Origin of the sequence: Cohnella suwonensis, from assembly GCF_042655365.1 — a bacterium.
GTDB classification, from domain to species: domain Bacteria; phylum Bacillota; class Bacilli; order Paenibacillales; family Paenibacillaceae; genus Cohnella; species Cohnella suwonensis.
Window position 1 is genome coordinate 48,127 of record NZ_JBHSMH010000007.1, and the last position, 16,954, is coordinate 65,080.

Here is a 16,954-nt window from a genome sequence, read left to right on the forward strand (position 1 = left end):
GTTTATTCGTACCGCGCGTTAACGATCTCGATCCGCCCGTCCGTCACGGGCTTGATGACGCCTTTGCTCTCGATATACTTGGCGAAAACGGCGCTTAGAAGATCGCCTTTGGCAAGCTGCTTGGCATCCTTGAATTCTTCGAAATTGTCGCCGCCGTTCACCAGATAGTCGTTGACGGCGACTTTGTAGATGGCGTTCCGGTCGAGCGGGCGGCCGTCCTTGGTGACGCTGACGATCCGTTTACCTGCCGGCTTGGAGCCGTCGAACCGGTATTCGATCCCGGAAACCTGAAGAAATCCGCCGTTGCTGGAGCCGAACGGCCAGGCGCGAACGCCGCGTTCCAGCGCTTCGTAGATCTTCTCGCCCTTGACCTCCACGGTGACGAGCGAATTGACGAACGGTAGCGGCCTCGTCACGTCGTACAGCCGGAGCCGGCCTTCCGGAACGCTTTCGCGGATGGCTCCGCCGTTCAGCAGGGCAATGTCGGCCTTCCCCTGCTCCCTCATGGCGTCGGCAAGCGCGTCGGCCAGATTCGTCTCTTGGGTGCGGACATGGGTTCGGGTGCCGTCCAGCGCCACGGCCGTGCTCCCGACGACCCGCTTGCCGGCCTCCAGGGCCAAGGCGTAATACTTATCGGCGACGGCGAGCACCTCTTTATTTTCGAGAGAGCGGTTCTTCGTCTGGTGCACCTGCCACGACATGTTCGCCACCTTGCCGTCCCGAAAGTACAGTACCGCTTCGCCGACGTGGGTGCTGTAGGAACCGGCTTCGACCACATAGGAATCTCCGACGCGATCGGGCTTCTTGTACAGCCAATGATGATGACCGCTTAATACGAGATCGATTCCGGGAACCTTCAGGACCAGCTCCTTGTCCCGGTCGTCGCCCAGATGGGAAACGAGAACGATCGCATCCGCTTTCTCCTCCCGGAGCTTCGCTACGATCTTCTCCGCGATAGGCGTCGGATCTTGAAACTCGATCTTCCCCGACTTATCGAACACGTTCATATTGGAGAGAGATTCGGGCACGGTAAGGCCGAATATCCCAATCTTCAACCCGCCGGATTCCTTGATGATGTAATCCTGGAAGGCAGGCTCGCCGTTAAAGTACGTATTGGCCGACAAGATCGGAAAATTCAATCCGGACTTGATCTCGAGCAGACGCTCGAAGCCGAAGTCGAAGTCGTGGTTGCCGGCGGCCATCGCGTCGAAGCCCATCAGATTCGCCGCCTCCAGCACGCCCTGCGCCTTGTCGACGTTCGCTTCGTTCGTTCCGTGGAACATGTCGCCGCTATCCAGCAGCAGCGCATCCGGATGTTTCGCCCGAATGCGGTCCACGATGCCTTTCATCAGCGGCATGCCCATCTCGACATTGACTTCGTCCAGCGTATAATAACCGCCGTTGGCTTCGTCGTAGACGAGATGACCGTGAATGTCGGCCGTGCTGAGGATCGTGATTTTCTTGTCGTAATAACCTGCCGCCAGCTTGACTTCGTTGAAGTCGACGAATCGGTAGAGCAAATATCCAGCCGCCGCGAGCAGCAGGACGGCAAACGCGATAAGGTTGCGGTAAGAACGGGTAGAGGCTGTTCGAGCCTGATCGCCCATGATCGGATGGTCCCTCCTTTGCCCGGTTGCTCAGTAAGCGGAATGACCCGTGCTCGAGTATTGTCGGACGCCCCGCTTCCACAACAGGAATACGAGCCCGAACAGAATCGCCCCGACAACGGGGGTGAGGTACAGGTATCCGTTCCACAGGGACGCGTCGTCCTTGCGGAGAAAATACTGGGCCGGGAAATAATTAACGAACGACAACGGAATGACGAATACGAGCAGCTTCTGAATGAAAACGGGATAGAACGACAGCGGATAGCCGGCGATTCTCCGGGTGTTGAAGAAGATCAGGTTCCGCAGGCTCTCCGTCTTGACCGCCCAGAAGCTGAAGCAGGCGGACAGCAGGAAGATTGCGGCTTGGATCAGCGTTCCCCCGATCAGCGCGAACGCGAAATAGACGGCGTTCCCCCAGGTCCAAACGATGCCGACGGAGAACGCGGTGTTCGCGAACAGCAGCGCGCCGACGATGCCGTGCCCCAGCGTGGCCGAGAAATCGATGCGCGCCGCGACGATCTGATACATCAGGCCGAGCGGGCGGATCAGCAGCCTGTCGAATTCTCCCGAGTGCACCATGTTGTCGAAGTCGCGGATTCCGGCGAACAGAAAGACGAAGAGGCTGTACGATAGAAACAGAAAGCTATAAAGGAACAGCATCTCGTGCAGCTCCCATCCCCGGATATGCAGGAACCGAAGCAAGATCAGCCCCATTACGACGACTCCGACCATTTCCCTGCAGAAGATCGCCAGCGTGATCAAGCTGCGGTTCAGCTTGTACTCCAGCGTCAGCTTCAAATTCATGTTCGAATATTTGAAGAACAGCACGAGCAGGTCCTTCCACGAATGCCGGTCCACCTTCATCCCCCCTGCAGCACGAGTTTGCGCGTTGCCGCTTTCCACAGGACGTGCCCGGCCGCCGCCAGTCCGACGACCCATAACGCCTGCCGAATCATGCTCGTCATAATCTCGTTCTCCGGCACCATTCCGAGATAAATCTGAATCGGCGTCGAATAGATGGCGGCGAACGGCGTCAGCTCGATCGTCCGCTGCCAGCCTTCCGGCATGAACCATAGCGGGATCAGCGCGCCGGATAGGATCATGACGGCGGTATCCTTGATCGTAACGAGGCTGAACGTCCAGTAAAACCAGAACGAGCTAACCCATACAAGGAAATTCAGATGATAGAGCACGAGATACCCAAGTGCCGCGCTCGCCAGAAAATAGAAAAAATAGAGCAGCGAAAACGGCGGAAGCAGTTGAAAAAGGAACAGCGAAACGACCAATGCCGGCAGCAACTGCATGATGAACCGGAAAGCGAACGTACCTATGGTGAAGGAGAACAAATAAAGGCGGAAATGAACGGGCTTCAGCAAATCCGCCGCGATCGAACCGGTCCGCACCTTCACTTCCACGATATACTCGTCCATCACGTACAGCGTCTGCAGCAGAAAGGAGAGCACCACGTACGTCGCCATCATTTTGAATTGGACGCCCTCGAGCGCTCCGTCTTCCTCGTAGATCGCCTTCCAGATCGCGATGTTGACGAAGATCATGACGATTGCGTTGATGACGCCGGCGTAATATTCCGAGCGGTAGACGACGTTGTTCTGAAAAGCCTTCTTAGCAAACGCCAGATAAGCTCGGCTCAAGACGGATCCCCCCGAGGTAAATTTGCCGGATAATGCTCTCGATTTCCGGCTCCTTCACGGTCAAGTCGACGATAGAGTAACGCTGGGACAGCCGGTTGATGAGCTGCGACACCGGAATGTCGTCCTTGCTGAACTTCAGCCATTTGCGGTTGTCCTTCTCCTCGACCAGTTCGATTCCTGGCATCGGCGCCAGTTCGGTTCTCTCGGCGAACTCCACCTCCAGAATCCGGTCCCGCCCGTACGCGCGTTTGATTTCCTCGACGGTTCCGTCGTACAGCTTGGCGCCTTGGTCGATGATGATCATCCGGCGGCACGTCATCTCGATGTCGTCCATATCATGGGTGGTAAACAGCATCGTCGTGTTTTTTTCCCGGTTGACCTGCACGATGAACTGCCGGATTCGTTCCTTCGCGACGACATCGAGGCCGATCGTCGGTTCGTCGAAGAAGATGACTTCGGGATCGTGCAGCAACGCGGCGGCGATGTCCGCCCTCATCTTCTGGCCGAGGCTGAGCTGCCGGACCGGAGTCTGGATGAAATCGCGGAGGCCGAGCATGTCTCCGAACATATCCATATTGCGTCTGTACGCCGTCTCCGGAATCTTGTAAACATGCTTCAGTAGGTCGAAGGTATCGATGACCGGCAAATCCCACCACAGCTGGGTGCGCTGGCCGAACACGACTCCGATGCGCCCGGCGTTGCGCTTGCGGTCCTTGTATGGCGACAATCCGCCGACCGTGACGGTGCCTGAAGTCGGTACAAGTATGCCGGTCAGCATCTTCACCGTCGTGGATTTCCCCGCTCCGTTCGGACCGATGAAGCCGACCATTTCTCCCTTGCCGATGGAGAAGCTGATCGAATCGACCGCGCGCTTGATCTGGTGTTCGGGCACGAGCAGCCCCCGGACCGCCCCGAGCAAGCCTTTGCGGCGAACGTTCAGCTTATACTCCTTAACGAGTCCGCTGACTTCAATCCCATTCATTCGGCAGCCCTCCTAAGTTTGATACTGCTCCCGCTTCCTTCGTACGATATCGTTCAGCTTGTTCATCGTGTTCAGACGGTCCAGGAGAAGGTCTTCGTCGTGAAACGCGATATCGAACCGCTCCTCGAGATGGACGACGATTTCCATGCAATTGAGCGAATCCAGGCCGAGCGCGCCGAGCGGAGCGTCTCCCGACATCTTTTCCAAGCTTTCGGGCTCCATGCGAAATACCATCCCGACGATATCCGCGATTTCCCCATAAATCTCCAACCGTTTCACTCCTTTTGCGGTATTTGATAAGAATTGGGGGATGACTTAACGGTACAACAACTCGAATGACCGACCCAGATGCCCTCCGTCATGAAATGGCTATTCTCGCGGCACCGTTTGCGGACGAAAAAAAGGACAAGCGGCCAATAAAGTTGTCCGTTTGTCCTTTTGAAGCGCGATTCAGAACGTATAAGTGTCCGCTATACTTCACTGAATCGTCTCCGACACAAACGTTTTACGCCAAGGTCGGCGTAAATCGTTTGTGCTTGGATCGCGGCGGCTGAGCGCTTATGCGACGATATGGTTGCGTATGGCGTAGACCACGAGCTCGATGCGGGTTTTCAGGTTCAGCTTCTTGAGAATGGCGGAGATCGCGTTCTTGACCGTTCCTTCGGAAATATAGAGGCTTCTCGCGATTTCGCGGTTTTCTTTGCCTTCGATCACCTGCTGGACGATATCGATCTCCCTTGGCGTAAGGGCGGACTCCAGGGACGTCCGCGAGGCGGATAACGCGATCCCTGACGTTCCGATCATTCGCGAGAAACTGATAAAGGCTTCCCGGTGAATGACGCTTAATCCGAGAACGGTGCTTTTGACGGTCATGACAAGCTCCTGCGCGTTGATGCTCTTGAGCAGATAACCGTCGGCTCCGCCCCGAATGGCGCGCAAGACGTGCTCTTCGTCCTTTCCGTCCGACAATACGATGACTTTCGTCTGCTGAGATTCCGCGCGAATAACGGCAATCCCGTCCATATCCCCGCAAACGGCAAGTTCGGCATCGAGCAGAACGGCATCCGGCCGGAATTGCCCGCATAACCGGGAAGCTTCCAGCAAGGAAGAGGCGCCTCCGACGACCTGTATGCCGGAATCCGACTCTAGAATAAGCTTCATCCCTTCGCATACGATTCTGCGATTGTCCGCTGTCACTACATGGATCATGAATTCCCTCCTTTATCCTTTGAATGTCGGCGCTCTACGCATCTCCTCCTTCCGATGACTAAATTTTCATGAACTGGAAAACGTTTTCGCCCACTCTTATTATAAACCACATTTCGGGCGACTTCTTGTGCCTTTCGGCATTATTCCGTAGCGGCAGTTGTCGTTTAGTGTCAGCGGTCAGCGGTTTCCCAAACTTTACGAACGCGCGTCATCGTTGCGACCTTCATTATAATCAAACTCTACCATCAATCGGGTTTGGGTTTATGCGATAATGACGATGTTAAAATAGGGCGGAGGAGCCGATAAACCGATGAAATATACGATTCGCAAATTGCGGCACCCCGACGATTTCGCGGCCGTCGCGCCGCTGATCAATCTGGTCTGGGCGGAGCCGACGACGGCCGAGCGGCTGCGGGACGACGAAGAGAAAATACCCCCGGGTCAGCTGCACTATAACGAAGAGGGCGAGCTCATGGGCTGGGATCGTCCGAAGTGGGTCGCGGAAGACGGGAACGGCCAAGTCGTCGCCTACGCGATCGCATGGAGGGCGCCATGGACGGAAGCCGGGGCGATCATCCATACCCTGGTCGTTCATCCGGACGTCCGCGGGAACGGCGTAGGCCGGGCGCTATACGCCACGGTTCTGGAATGGGCGCGGGAAGTCAAAGCTTCGCGTCTTATCGACTACATGAAGGAGTCCGACGAGCGGTCGCTCGCTTTCGCGGAGCGCCGCGGCTACGTCAAGGAGCGCCATTCCTTCGAATCCGTTCTGGATCTGGGTTCGTTCGAGGCCGACGAGAAACTAAACGCCTCGATCGGCGAGGCGGAGCGGTCAGGCATTCGGTTCGTCACGCTGTCGGAGGAGCCCGGCGAAGAGAACGAGAGAAAGCTTCATGAGCTGTACCGCGTGACGCATCCCGATATTCCGGGCTATTCCGGCGATTTTCCGTGGTTCGAGGAATGGAAAAAATGGAACATCGGGCTGCCGGGCGTAAGCCCCGAGCGGATTCATATCGCCAAAGACGGAGACCGCTACGTCGGCGTCGTCACGCTGCAGCACAACGAGCAGACGAACGCGATGTATCACGAGTACACCGCGGTTCTCCCGGAATACCGAGGCCGTCGGATCGCGCTCGCCTTGAAGATGCTCGGCATTCGGTCCGCGCTCGCGAGCGGAGCTCCGTATTTGAAAACGCACAACGACTCCATGAATGTCCCCATGCTTCGGATCAACCGCGATCTGATCGGATTCCGCGCGGAACCGGGGAACTATAAGATGGTTCGGGAGCTTTAGGCGAACCACTATCTACGGGGTTCGCGAGATTAAATCGAACCGCTATTTACGGGGTCCGCGAGCTTTAATCGAACCGCTATCTACGGGTGCTTGAAATCGTGTATCTCCGATCTGCCGTTCAGGCTTTGCCTACTCGCTCCGATGTGCGGACAAAATGCAAAAATGCAGGTTGTTTGGCTATGTTCTTCATTTGTTCGCGGACAAAATGCAAATATGCAGGTTGTTTGCTGCTTCTCGCGTGAAACGGCCCCTTTCGGCTCATCAAACTGCATTTTTGCAGGTTGTTGAGTCGTTTTGCTGATCTGGGACCGATCAACCTGTACTTTTGCAGTTTGTCGGCAGAGAGGCGCTTGAGCGTACCCCTCGCAATAGTCCGTAATCGAGGTGCCAGCCTGCCGAGGCATTCTCGATAACTTGAAAAGGCACCCTTTCGGGTGCCTCCCTGTCGGGTGCCTTCGTTTTACCGCGTATTCACGCTTGCTTGAATTCGATCCAGTCGATCTGCAAGCCCGGTTTGACAAACTCCAATTTCAATTCGTAATAGCCTTCTTCCAATGCGACTTTTACGAGCTTCTGCCGAATCCATTTGCCTTCCGTCCCGTTCGTCTGAACGGTCGTCATCAATTGGCCGTTCAGCGTCACGTTGCAGGCGCTTTGGGCGAGTTCGGATTCCGGAGACATGATGTTCACGATGATCCGGTATGTTCCGGCTTGATCCGCCTTCATCCAGGTCGATCCGGCTACGGCAGGTTTAACTTGCGCGTTGTCGGACAGAGACTGCGCTTGTTCCGCCGGTATTGCTACGCTCGCCTTGAACGTCTCGATCGTCTCTTCGATGACTTGTTTCCTCGAAAAGACCGGAGCGCGCATCAAGAAGCCGCAGATGTTCATGGCGGAGCGTTGCAGCTCGCCTCGGGTCAGGGTGCCGTTCGCCAGCGATTCCAGCGTGTTGTCGTCGTACGCGTTGATCTCCGCGCCGTAGTTGCTGACGACCATGTACAGATCGTTCTGCGCGCGGACCATCCAGTTCGTATATTTGCGATCTGGGGAGCCTCCGTGAGCGACATCGTTCATGACCGCCCACCAATCCGTCATGACGATGCCCTTGAAGCCCCATTCCCCGCGAAGAATCGTCGTATTCAAATCGTAATTGGACGCCGCCCAGTGACCATTGATCGGGTTATAGGAGGTCATGATCGAGTTCGCGCCGCCTTCCTTGACCGCGATCTCGAAGCCTTTCAAGTAAATCTCCCGAAGGGCGCGTTCGGATACGACGGCGTCCACCTTGCTTCGGTGCTTCTCCTGATTGTTGCAGGCGAAATGCTTCAGCGTGGCGTTAGAGCCGCCCTTTATGATCCCTCGCGTGCATGCCGCGGCGAACGCGCCGGAGATCAGCGGATCTTCCGAGAAGTACTCGAAATTACGGCCGTTAAGAGGACTGCGCCGGATATTCAAGCCGGGCCCGAGCAAGGTGTCCACGTTGTTGCGGACCAATTCCCGGCCTTCCATGACGTACAGCCGTTCGACCAGCTCCGTATCCCAAGTCGCCGCCAATAACGTGCCGATGGACACCTGAGTCGCCTTCTGCCCGCTGTCCATCCGGATCCCGGACGGTCCGTCCGCCGTGCAGCCGACCGGAATGCCGAAGTTGAACAGGCTGTCGCTGACGCCTCCGAAAGCCGAAGCCGTGCCCGGCGTCACGAGCGGACTGCTCATGCCTTCGCCTCTGACGATCGCGGCCAGATCCTGGTCGCTCAGCTGCGCGATGAAATCTTCCATCGAGACCTTGCCGTCGCGGACGTCTCTCAGCGTATGGCCTTGATTGCCGGTCTGCGCAAGCGAAGCCGGCAGACGGTTCTCGATCCGCTCCGCCATCGAGATCGCGCGCTTCGGCGCCTCTTCGAAGACGAGCTCGTACGAACCGTCTTCCTTGCGGGAGCCGGGCTTCATCCTCGTGAAGTCCGCCGTCGGCGCCATCGCCTCTTCGAGCTGCTCTACGACTTGAAGCTCTTCAACGACGTAACCGATTTGATTTTGCAGGCCGACCGCCGCCGCGTTCTTGACGCTCGTTCCCGCATAGAGCCGGTACGTTCCCGCTTCCAGCACGTAGGCGGATCGGTGCCCCGTCACGCCGGCGTCGTCGTAAGAAGCCATCGAACGAACGGGGAAACTCACGGTCAGACGCTGCGATTCGCCGGGTTGAAGCAAACCTGTTTTGCCGAATGCCGCCAACGCTCTATCCGGTTGCCCTAGCTTACCTTGAGGCGCTTCGTAGTAGACCTGCACGACTTCTTTGCCCGCGTAGGCCGTTCCCGTATTCGTTACCGTTACGTCGATAGAGACGGCATTTTCGCCCTCAACCGATGTCAGTCTGGCTTCCTGGGGCTCGAGATGGAACGACGTATACGAGAGACCGAAACCGAATTCGAACTGAACGCGATCCGGGCGGAATGTCTCGAAGTAGCGATAGCCGACGTAGATGTCTTCCTGATACAAGTTCGCGAACTCGTTGCCGTAATTGCGAGTCGACGGGTAATCTTCGATGGAACGGGCGATCGTATCGGTCAACTTCCCGCTCGGCGTTACGTCGCCCGCCAGCACGTCGGCGATCGCGTTCCCGCCTTCCATGCCGCCATGCCAAGCGTAAATGACGCAAGGAATCGGATGGACGTGCTCCTCGGCTTCCATCCAGCTCATATCGATGATATTGGAAACGTTCAGCACGACGACGGTTTGTTCGAAGCGTGCCGTCACCTGCTTCAACATCGCTTTCTCGTCCGGCGTTAGTTGATAGCTGCCATGCTTGTCCGCATTATCCTGATCTTCTCCCGCCGTGCGTCCGATAACGACGACGGCCTTGTTCGATCGGCTTCTTGCCGCGGCCATGAGTTCGTCGGTAAGAGGCATTTCCTGCTGATGCCACGGTTCCGCGGCCCACCCGCCCCCGCCGTTATCGAACGGATGGCTCTCGATCCACTTCTCGTAGACGGCTGCCAGCTCTTCGTTGACGGCAACGTTCTTCTTGCCGCGTAAGCCGCTTAGCAGATTCGTCGTATATGCGACATGGACGCTCCCGCCCGAACCCGTGCCGCTACGGTAGTAATTGACTTGCGTTCTTCCGAAAACCGACACGTTATCGCCGCTTCGGAGCGGAAGAGCTTGTCCGTCGTTCTTGAGCAGAACCGCGCCTTCCGCGGCGACCGTACGGCTGAACTCTGCGAAGCCTTCCAATGGAACTCCCACGTTCTCTTTCTGCGTACTCAACTTGTTTCCTCCCCTGACTTATCCCTCGGCGAGGACTCTCTTCACGGAGTCCCCCTCGATTAGTTTCACGTAAACGCGCTCGGACTCGACGGGTTCGCCGCCGATCATCTTGAGCAGTTGTTCGGCGGCGAGCGCTCCCCATTTCCGCATGGAGTAATCGATCGTGGCCAGCCTCGGACGCATATACCTCGCCGGCTCGATGTTATCATAACCAATCAAATGAATGTGCTCGCCGACGACGAGAGAGGTGCGGGTTTGAATATAGTCGAACAATCCGATCGCCATCCCGTCGTTCAGGCAGAAGACCGCCGCGGGCCGATCGTACTCTGCCGCGATTAACGCTCCCGCCTCGTAACCGGACTCATTATCGAAGGAACCCGGTATTTCCGTGAAGCTCGCGCGAGGCGCGCGTTCCATGACCTGTCTGACGGCGCGCATTCGCTGCCGAGCGTCATAGGAGCCTTCCGGGCCGCTAACGACGTATATTCGGTCGTGCCCTTGGCTCAATAAGTATTCCATCGCCAGCGTCGCACCCGCTTTGTTGTCGAGCAGCACTTGATTGACGTTGGCGTGATTCAGTTCCCGGTCCAGAACGACTAGCTTATGCCCCCGGTCCGCGTACACGATCAGTTCCTCGTCGGAGAACGCCGCATCGAGAATAATGGCGCCGTCGAACGTTCGCTCCGGAATCAACCGATGCGAACGGCGCCCGCTGCAGACGATGAGATCGTAGCCTTTGCGACTGAGCTCGTCTCTGACGCCTTGAAGCAGATCCCCGTAGAAGTGACCGCTATAGTCCGTTATGTACATGCCGATCAGCATAGACTCCCGCTTCTTGAGCCTCCGAGCCGCCCCGTTCGGGACGTAACCCATCTCGGCTGCGATAGCCGTTATCCGCTCGGCCGTTTCCTTCATGATCCGGTCGCTGCCGTTCAGCGCGTAAGACACGGTCGATATGGAGACGCCCGCCTTCTTGGCGATATCCTTAATGCTGACCACGACTCGACCCCCTTTATCCGTTTCGTTGTCCGTCGAAACGTTTCAATTCAACGTGAAATTCCAAGAAATCCGTCTCTTTAGGGCAGCATTATTAGCAACATCCTTATTATCATAGAGGAAACACCTTATGTTTTCAACTACGATCGAACGTTTGACGTTCGCGAGAGTCGGAATTATAATCATCGTAGAAACGTTTCGACAACTAGCGACCAACAGAAAGAGGGTACCCATCGATGTCCGATTCTACTTCCCGCCTACCCGCTTCCTCGCGCGAGAAACTTCCCTTGCGCGACTATCTCGAACGAATGACGTTGGACGAGAAAATCGCCCAATTGATCCAGCTCGCCGTCCCCTTCTTCGAGGGCGCCTCGGATGCGGGCTTGATTACCGGCCCGATGGCCTCGCTCGGCATAACGGAGCAGACGGTTCATAACGCCGGATCGGTGCTCGGCATGGCCGGCGCGCAAGAGACGATCAACGTCCAACGTAAGCATCTGGAAAACAATCGGCTAGGCATTCCCCTGCTGATGATGGCGGATATCGTTCACGGCTTCAAGACGATCTTCCCCGTTCCGCTCGCGATCGGATGTTCATGGAATCCGGAGCTCGCCGAGCTCAGCGCGGAGATCGCCGCCAAGGAAGCATCCGTCTCCGGCGTTCACGTCACTTACGCTCCGATGGTCGATCTCGTACGCGACCCCCGTTGGGGCCGGGTAATGGAATCGACGGGCGAAGATCCTTACTTGAATTCGCTGTTCGCGCGGGCGTTCGTCCGCGGCTTCCAGGGCTCCGATCTGACGGGCGACCAAGATCGCGTCGCCGCTTGCGTGAAACACTTCGCCGCCTACGGCGCGGCGGAAGCCGGCCGCGATTACAATACCGTGGACCTGTCGGCCCGCCAGCTTCGGGAGTTCTACTTGCCCGCCTACAAGGCGGCGCTCGACGAAGGCTGCGAGATGGTCATGACGTCCTTCAATACGGTCGACGGCATCCCGGCCACCGGCAACGCGCCGCTGATGCGCAAGCTGCTGCGAGAGGAATGGGGCTTCGACGGCGTGCTGATCTCCGACTGGGGCGCGGTGAAGGAACTGATCGCGCACGGCATCGCCGCCGACGAGTCGGAAGCGGCGCTGAAAGCGATGAAAGCCGGCGTCGACATCGAGATGATGACCGCTTGCTACGCGCATCACTTGTCCGAGCTCGTCGGCAGCGGCGAAGCGGAAGAGTCGCTTATCGACGAAGCGGTGCTTCGCATCCTGCAATTGAAGGACAAGCTGGGCTTGTTCGACAATCCGTACCGCGCCGCGGATCCGGAGCGCGAGAAGGAAATCGTGTTTAGCGACGCCCATCGCGCAGCCGCGCTCGATCTCGCGCACAAGTCTTGCGTGCTCCTGAAGAACGATGGCGTGCTGCCGCTGAAGCCGACGCAACGCGTCGCGGTCATCGGACCGTTCGCCCGCACCGGCGATCTGCTCGGCCCTTGGTCGTGGACCGGTTCGCAAGAAGCCGTCGTCCGCCTGGCCGAAGCGATCCGCGGCAAGCTGTCGGCTCCGGCCGGAATGACCGTCGCCGACGGCTGCGGCATCGACGCCTTCGAAGAGGAGCGGTGGCTGGAAGCGGCAGCGGCGGCGCAAGAAGCCGACGTCGTCGTCCTCGCGCTCGGCGAGCACTCCGACATGAGCGGCGAAGCCGGCTGCCGGGCGGACATTCGGCTGCCGCAAGCCCAGCTCGAGCTTATCCGACGCGTCCAAGCGCTTGGCAAGCCGATCGTCGCCGTTCTGTTCAACGGGCGGCCGCTCGACCTTCACGGCGTATTCGAGGAATCGAACGCGGTACTCGAAGCCTGGTTCCCGGGCTCCGAAGGCGGCCTGGCCGTCGCGGACCTGCTGTTCGGCGACGTCAATCCGTCCGGTCGCCTGACGATGTCGTTCCCATACAGCGTCGGACAAGTGCCCGTCTATTACAACGCCTTCAACACCGGACGCCCCCAAGGCGCGCCGGACGCGCAAGCGCGTTACGTCTCGCAGTATTTGGACATTCCGAACGAGCCGTTATTGCCGTTCGGCTACGGCCTTGGCTACGCATCCTTCGAATATGCGGAAGCCGCGCTGTCTTCGGATACGATGACGCCCGGGCAGCCTCTGGCCGTCACGGTGCGGGTGACCAATACGGGAGCCGTCGCCGGCGTCGAGACCGTCCAGCTCTACGTCAGGGACGTCTCCGGCGAAGTCGTTCGCCCGGTGAAGGAACTGAAGGCTTTCCGCCAAGTCGCGCTGCGGCCCGGAGAGAGCCGCGAAGTCGTCTTCGAACTGACCGAGGAGCGGCTCCGGTATTATCATTCCGATCTGTCGCTTAGCAGCGACGCGGGCGCGTTCGTCGCGTTCGTCGGCGCAAGCAGCCGGGATAACGCCGCTCTTCCGTTCCGATTGGTTAAGTAATGAACAAGCCCTCCGATTCCGCCGTTGACTCGGCAGACTCGGAGGGCTTTTGCGTACATCGCTTGAAGGCGCTATGCCTGACGGCCTTGCTGATGTCGAGTTACCGAACGGCTTGCAGATGCTCCTCGAGACGGTCCCACGTTTCGGTAATGCCTTGCTCCATCCCCATCTCGATCACTTTTTTCAGTGCTTCGGCGGATTCGTAGACGGCTCTGCTGACCAGCTTCGTCTTGCCTTCGAACGGCTCGAACGTCATCGCGATCCGAGCGGAAGGCATCACGTCCAGTTCGTTGCCTTCGGCATCCGAGAAGTAGTCGACATAGACGATCGACTCCGGCGCCGAGATCTCCCCGTAAACCCCTTTGCCCCAGGATTCGAAGCCGTAGAAATCTCCTTGATTCTTATCCATGCACTTCATGCAGTAATGCCATACGCCGCCCGGACGGAAGTCGACGTTGCATACCGTAAGCTCCCAGCCGCGCGGTCCCCACCAACGCTTCAGATGCTCGGCTTCGGAGAACGCTTTGAACACCAGCTCGCGCGGCGCGTTGAATACCCGCTCCAGAATTAACTCGTTTCCTTCTACCTTCGTCAACATTTTGTTCGTCATTATTGTTCCCTCCAAATGGTTTAAAGTTCGGCGATTCGCCGTCATCATGATCCGGATACCCTCTCGCTGCTAGTCGCCGCTTTCATGAATTAAATATACCACAACGAGAATATTCCTGTAAAGGAATATTATTTGGCGAGCTCATTTTCTCTTGGTGATCTTTTCAGCTTGACTATTATCGTTTACGCGTGTAAATTTTAAACATCGTTTACGTCTGTAAACAAATCGGATAGAAAAGGTGAAAGCGATGAACCAACCTCCGCACATTACCGAAGCCGAAAGCGAAGTGATGAAATTGCTCTGGCGGAAAGAGCCACTCTCAGCCAACGAGATCATCGTCGAACTGACGCAGCGGATGCAATGGTCCGATCAGACGATCAAGACCTTCATTAACAGGCTACATAAGAAACAGGCCATCCGATTCGAGAAATCCGGCAGGAACTATCTCTATTATCCGCTCGTGTCGCATGACGACTATTTAAAAACCGAAAACAGATCGTTCCTGGATCGGGTGTATAACGGAGCCGTCGGCATGATGTGCGCCAAGTTCCTCGAAGAAGAGAAGCTTTCCGACACGGATATCGAGCAGCTTCAACGGCTATTGGAAAGCATGAAGAAATCATGAGACTTCTCGAGACGATTTTCTCCATCACATTGACCGCATCCTTGGCTTCTACCTTCATGATCTTGCTAGTGCTCTTGATTCGGAAGCTGTTCCTTCGGCGTCTGAGTCCGGGAATCATCCTTGCCTTGTGGTTGCTCGTCTTGATTAAGCTTCTTGTTCCTATTGCTCCGCAAAGCCCGGTCAGCCTGTTTAATCTCGTGCCGCAGGCGATGCATGACGATCTTTCTTGGCAAACTGACTTCGAATTCCGCCCCGAACCGGCTGCTAGCGACGATGGGCATCCGATTCCCGCTGCAGCTTCGAATCCGGCATCGGCGTCTAGCTCCGCTCAAGTTCAACCTGACCTGCAATCGGAATCGGCTCCCTCCGCGAAGGATCGATTGGCACAATTGAGCTGGCAATCGATTGCCTCGCTCGCATGGCTTGGAGGCCTTCTTGCTCTAGGTTCGTTCTACCTGTTCATCGCGCTGAGATTCAACGCAACCATGAGAACTTCCCTCAAGCTCGACGACGAAGAAGCGCTTTCCATTCTGGAAGCGTGCAAGGAGCAATTGGGCATTCGGCAACCGATCGCCCTCTATGAGACAAGCAGATTGCAAAGCCCGTGTCTCTACGGTCTGATCAAGCCGGGTATTTATTTGCCGGAAGATATCGTCGGCATCGCGGATTCGCGCCAACTGACGCACATCCTCCTGCATGAGCTGACCCATTATAGAAGAAAAGATTTATGGTTCAACTCTCTGTGGACGCTGGCGTTATGGCTCCACTGGTACAATCCCGCCGTCTGGTTGGCCATTAAGAAAATGAAGGCCGACCGGGAAGTCGCTTGCGACGCGGGCGTACTCGACGCGCTGGGCGAACGGGAAGCTTCGTCTTACGGGATGACGCTCCTGATGCTGTCGCGGTTAGTCGCCCGAAGCGCTTCTCCACGGGTCAACCTATCTCACTTTTTCGAAAACCACCATGAAATGAAACGGAGAATCACGATGATCGCCAAGTTCAAAAAAAGTTCGTCTAAACTTACCGTAGCCGCGATGATCCTTGTGCTCGCTCTAGGCGCCGTCTTGCTTCCTTCCGCGTCCAAGACCGCGAATAGCGCCGGCGTAAGCGCCCCTCCGGAACATCCGAACTCCTTAAAGATCCAAAGACTGAACGATTATGCCAAATGGTTCTCTACGTTGGACCGAGCCAACGATTATGCCGGTTTCCGGTTCAAGGTACCCGACTATCTTCCTGCCGGCTATCGGTTGGAGAATGTCGGAGTGCTCGAGAAGTACGTCAAGCAGGCCGACAACCTCGCGTCCGCGACATTCGTATCGAACTTCGGACAATTCGAAGAGCAAATCATCGAACTGGTCGCCTCCAAGGGGAATCTGCTGGAGACCCATGATCTGGTATGGGGAACCGGTAATATCGCTCCGTGGACTTGGGGCGCCGCGAAGGCTTATACCTATCGGCATGACGAGGTTACGATCGCCGGCATCCAGGGCACGTTGGTCACGCAAACGCAAAGCTACGAGTCCCACGAGCCGGAAATTGCCAACAGCTTCGTATGGAATGACAAGGGCGTCTGGTACGCCCTGAACTACTACAGCGAGAACCATACGATGAAAGAAGGCCTTCCTTACCGCAGAAGAAACGTCTCCCAAGGCGATCTGGCGAAAATGGTACGGTCCTTTGCCTACCCGGAACAAATCCGGCAAGTCCGCTACGACGGCGAAGGCAACTCGTTCCCACTCTACGAGAAGCAGGACTTGGAGAAAGCGGAGAACATTCTCGGCTTCAAAACGAAGTTCCCTCTCTCCTTGTCGAACAGCCGCCTGCAGCTGATCGAATCGGTCCTGCTTCGGGCCGAAGATCGGAATACGGGCTATACGTTCAGACCGGACGAGGATACGATCAAGAATTCGTACCGCGCCAGATACGATACCCGCGGATTCGAACTCAACGACGAAATCGCGTTCTATCAAAGCAAAGCACCCCTCGTCGACGTAACCAAGCTGACGGCCGTGAAGACGATCGACGTTCAAGGCGTCGACGTGATCTTCTACGACGACACCCGGCATGTCTACGATCCGTACGGACTCGGCGCCGATAACAAAGATAAACAAACGCAAAGCTTCGGCTTGTGGAAGCAGAACGGCATTTATTATACCGCCTCCTTCCTCGGTCTAGAGAGCCTCCGGGAAGAGAGCATCAAGGATTTAGCGCTTGCTCCCGTCCGCTAGGCGACAACAAAAAGAACCTCCTCGACCCTGTGATCCTGTCGAGGAG

The 16,954-nt window shown here is 56.9% G+C and carries 13 protein-coding genes; 4 read left to right on the plus strand and 9 right to left on the minus strand.

All coding sequences use genetic code 11. The features are described 5' to 3' along the window. Window positions 1–2: 2 nt before the first annotated feature. From ACFPPD_RS05055 to ACFPPD_RS05080, 6 genes are all read right to left on the minus strand, one after another. Window positions 3–1,607 carry a bifunctional metallophosphatase/5'-nucleotidase gene (locus ACFPPD_RS05055; RefSeq protein WP_209746419.1) on the minus strand — a complete coding sequence of 535 codons (1,605 nt, stop codon included), beginning with the start codon at window positions 1,605–1,607 and terminating at the stop codon, window positions 3–5. A gap of 30 nt (window positions 1,608–1,637) precedes the next feature. Next, a complete protein-coding gene (locus ACFPPD_RS05060; protein WP_209746421.1) occupies window positions 1,638–2,465 on the minus strand; it encodes an ABC transporter permease in 828 nt (275 codons plus the stop codon). Between the two features lie 2 nt (window positions 2,466–2,467). Then, the gene (locus tag ACFPPD_RS05065) at window positions 2,468–3,259 is read right to left on the minus strand and encodes an ABC transporter permease (protein ID WP_209746423.1); all 792 of its coding nucleotides are present in this window, start codon (window positions 3,257–3,259) and stop codon (window positions 2,468–2,470) included. Continuing rightward, window positions 3,231–4,241, minus strand: a complete 1,011-nt coding sequence (locus ACFPPD_RS05070; protein ID WP_209746425.1) for an ABC transporter ATP-binding protein — start codon at window positions 4,239–4,241, stop codon at window positions 3,231–3,233. Before ACFPPD_RS05070 ends, ACFPPD_RS05065 begins: the two co-directional genes overlap by 29 nt. Before the next feature lie 12 nt (window positions 4,242–4,253). Further along, window positions 4,254–4,511 carry an acyl carrier protein gene (locus tag ACFPPD_RS05075; RefSeq protein ID WP_209746427.1) on the minus strand — a complete coding sequence of 86 codons (258 nt, stop codon included), beginning with the start codon at window positions 4,509–4,511 and terminating at the stop codon, window positions 4,254–4,256. Window positions 4,512–4,799: 288 nt separating this feature from the next. Next, complete coding sequence (locus tag ACFPPD_RS05080; protein WP_209746429.1) at window positions 4,800–5,450, minus strand: response regulator; 651 nt, start codon at window positions 5,448–5,450, stop codon at window positions 4,800–4,802. A gap of 310 nt (window positions 5,451–5,760) precedes the next feature. On the opposite strand from ACFPPD_RS05080, the gene ACFPPD_RS05085 reads away from it, so the two are divergent. Further along, window positions 5,761–6,744, plus strand: coding sequence for a GNAT family N-acetyltransferase (locus tag ACFPPD_RS05085; RefSeq protein ID WP_209746431.1), 984 nt, complete (start codon window positions 5,761–5,763; stop codon window positions 6,742–6,744). A gap of 471 nt (window positions 6,745–7,215) precedes the next feature. Here the strand turns inward: ACFPPD_RS05085 and ACFPPD_RS05090 are convergent, their stop codons facing one another. Both ACFPPD_RS05090 and ACFPPD_RS05095 read right to left on the minus strand, forming a co-directional pair. Next, window positions 7,216–10,008, minus strand: a complete 2,793-nt coding sequence (locus tag ACFPPD_RS05090) for a glycoside hydrolase family 3 C-terminal domain-containing protein (RefSeq protein WP_209746433.1) — start codon at window positions 10,006–10,008, stop codon at window positions 7,216–7,218. Between the two features lie 18 nt (window positions 10,009–10,026). Next, complete coding sequence (locus ACFPPD_RS05095; RefSeq protein ID WP_209746435.1) at window positions 10,027–11,007, minus strand: LacI family DNA-binding transcriptional regulator; 981 nt, start codon at window positions 11,005–11,007, stop codon at window positions 10,027–10,029. Between the two features lie 305 nt (window positions 11,008–11,312). Here ACFPPD_RS05095 and bglX point away from each other — a divergent pair, with 305 nt between their 5' ends. After that, the gene (gene bglX / locus ACFPPD_RS05100; RefSeq protein WP_378081484.1) at window positions 11,313–13,445 is read left to right on the plus strand and encodes a beta-glucosidase BglX; all 2,133 of its coding nucleotides are present in this window, start codon (window positions 11,313–11,315) and stop codon (window positions 13,443–13,445) included. A 100-nt stretch (window positions 13,446–13,545) separates the two neighbouring features. Here bglX and ACFPPD_RS05105 read toward each other — a convergent pair whose 3' ends face one another. Beyond that, a complete protein-coding gene (locus tag ACFPPD_RS05105) occupies window positions 13,546–14,055 on the minus strand; it encodes an SRPBCC domain-containing protein (RefSeq protein ID WP_209746439.1) in 510 nt (169 codons plus the stop codon). Window positions 14,056–14,302: 247 nt separating this feature from the next. Here ACFPPD_RS05105 and ACFPPD_RS05110 point away from each other — a divergent pair, with 247 nt between their 5' ends. Together ACFPPD_RS05110 and ACFPPD_RS05115 are read left to right on the plus strand one after the other, a co-directional pair. Next, complete coding sequence (locus ACFPPD_RS05110; protein ID WP_209746441.1) at window positions 14,303–14,680, plus strand: BlaI/MecI/CopY family transcriptional regulator; 378 nt, start codon at window positions 14,303–14,305, stop codon at window positions 14,678–14,680. After that, window positions 14,677–16,908, plus strand: a complete 2,232-nt coding sequence (locus ACFPPD_RS05115; protein ID WP_209746443.1) for a M56 family metallopeptidase — start codon at window positions 14,677–14,679, stop codon at window positions 16,906–16,908. Before ACFPPD_RS05110 ends, ACFPPD_RS05115 begins: the two co-directional genes overlap by 4 nt. Window positions 16,909–16,954 lie beyond the last annotated feature (46 nt).

Coding starts and splice junctions, on each gene's coding strand:
- ACFPPD_RS05110 (WP_209746441.1), top strand. CDS start 14,303: ATGAACCAACCTCCGCACATTACCGAAGCCGAAAGCGAAGTGATGAAA.
- ACFPPD_RS05070 (WP_209746425.1), bottom strand. CDS start 4,241: ATGAATGGGATTGAAGTCAGCGGACTCGTTAAGGAGTATAAGCTGAAC.
- bglX (WP_378081484.1), top strand. CDS start 11,313: ATGACGTTGGACGAGAAAATCGCCCAATTGATCCAGCTCGCCGTCCCC.
- ACFPPD_RS05105 (WP_209746439.1), bottom strand. CDS start 14,055: ATGACGAACAAAATGTTGACGAAGGTAGAAGGAAACGAGTTAATTCTG.
- ACFPPD_RS05085 (WP_209746431.1), top strand. CDS start 5,761: ATGAAATATACGATTCGCAAATTGCGGCACCCCGACGATTTCGCGGCC.
- ACFPPD_RS05080 (WP_209746429.1), bottom strand. CDS start 5,450: ATGATCCATGTAGTGACAGCGGACAATCGCAGAATCGTATGCGAAGGG.
- ACFPPD_RS05055 (WP_209746419.1), bottom strand. CDS start 1,607: ATGGGCGATCAGGCTCGAACAGCCTCTACCCGTTCTTACCGCAACCTT.
- ACFPPD_RS05115 (WP_209746443.1), top strand. CDS start 14,677: ATGAGACTTCTCGAGACGATTTTCTCCATCACATTGACCGCATCCTTG.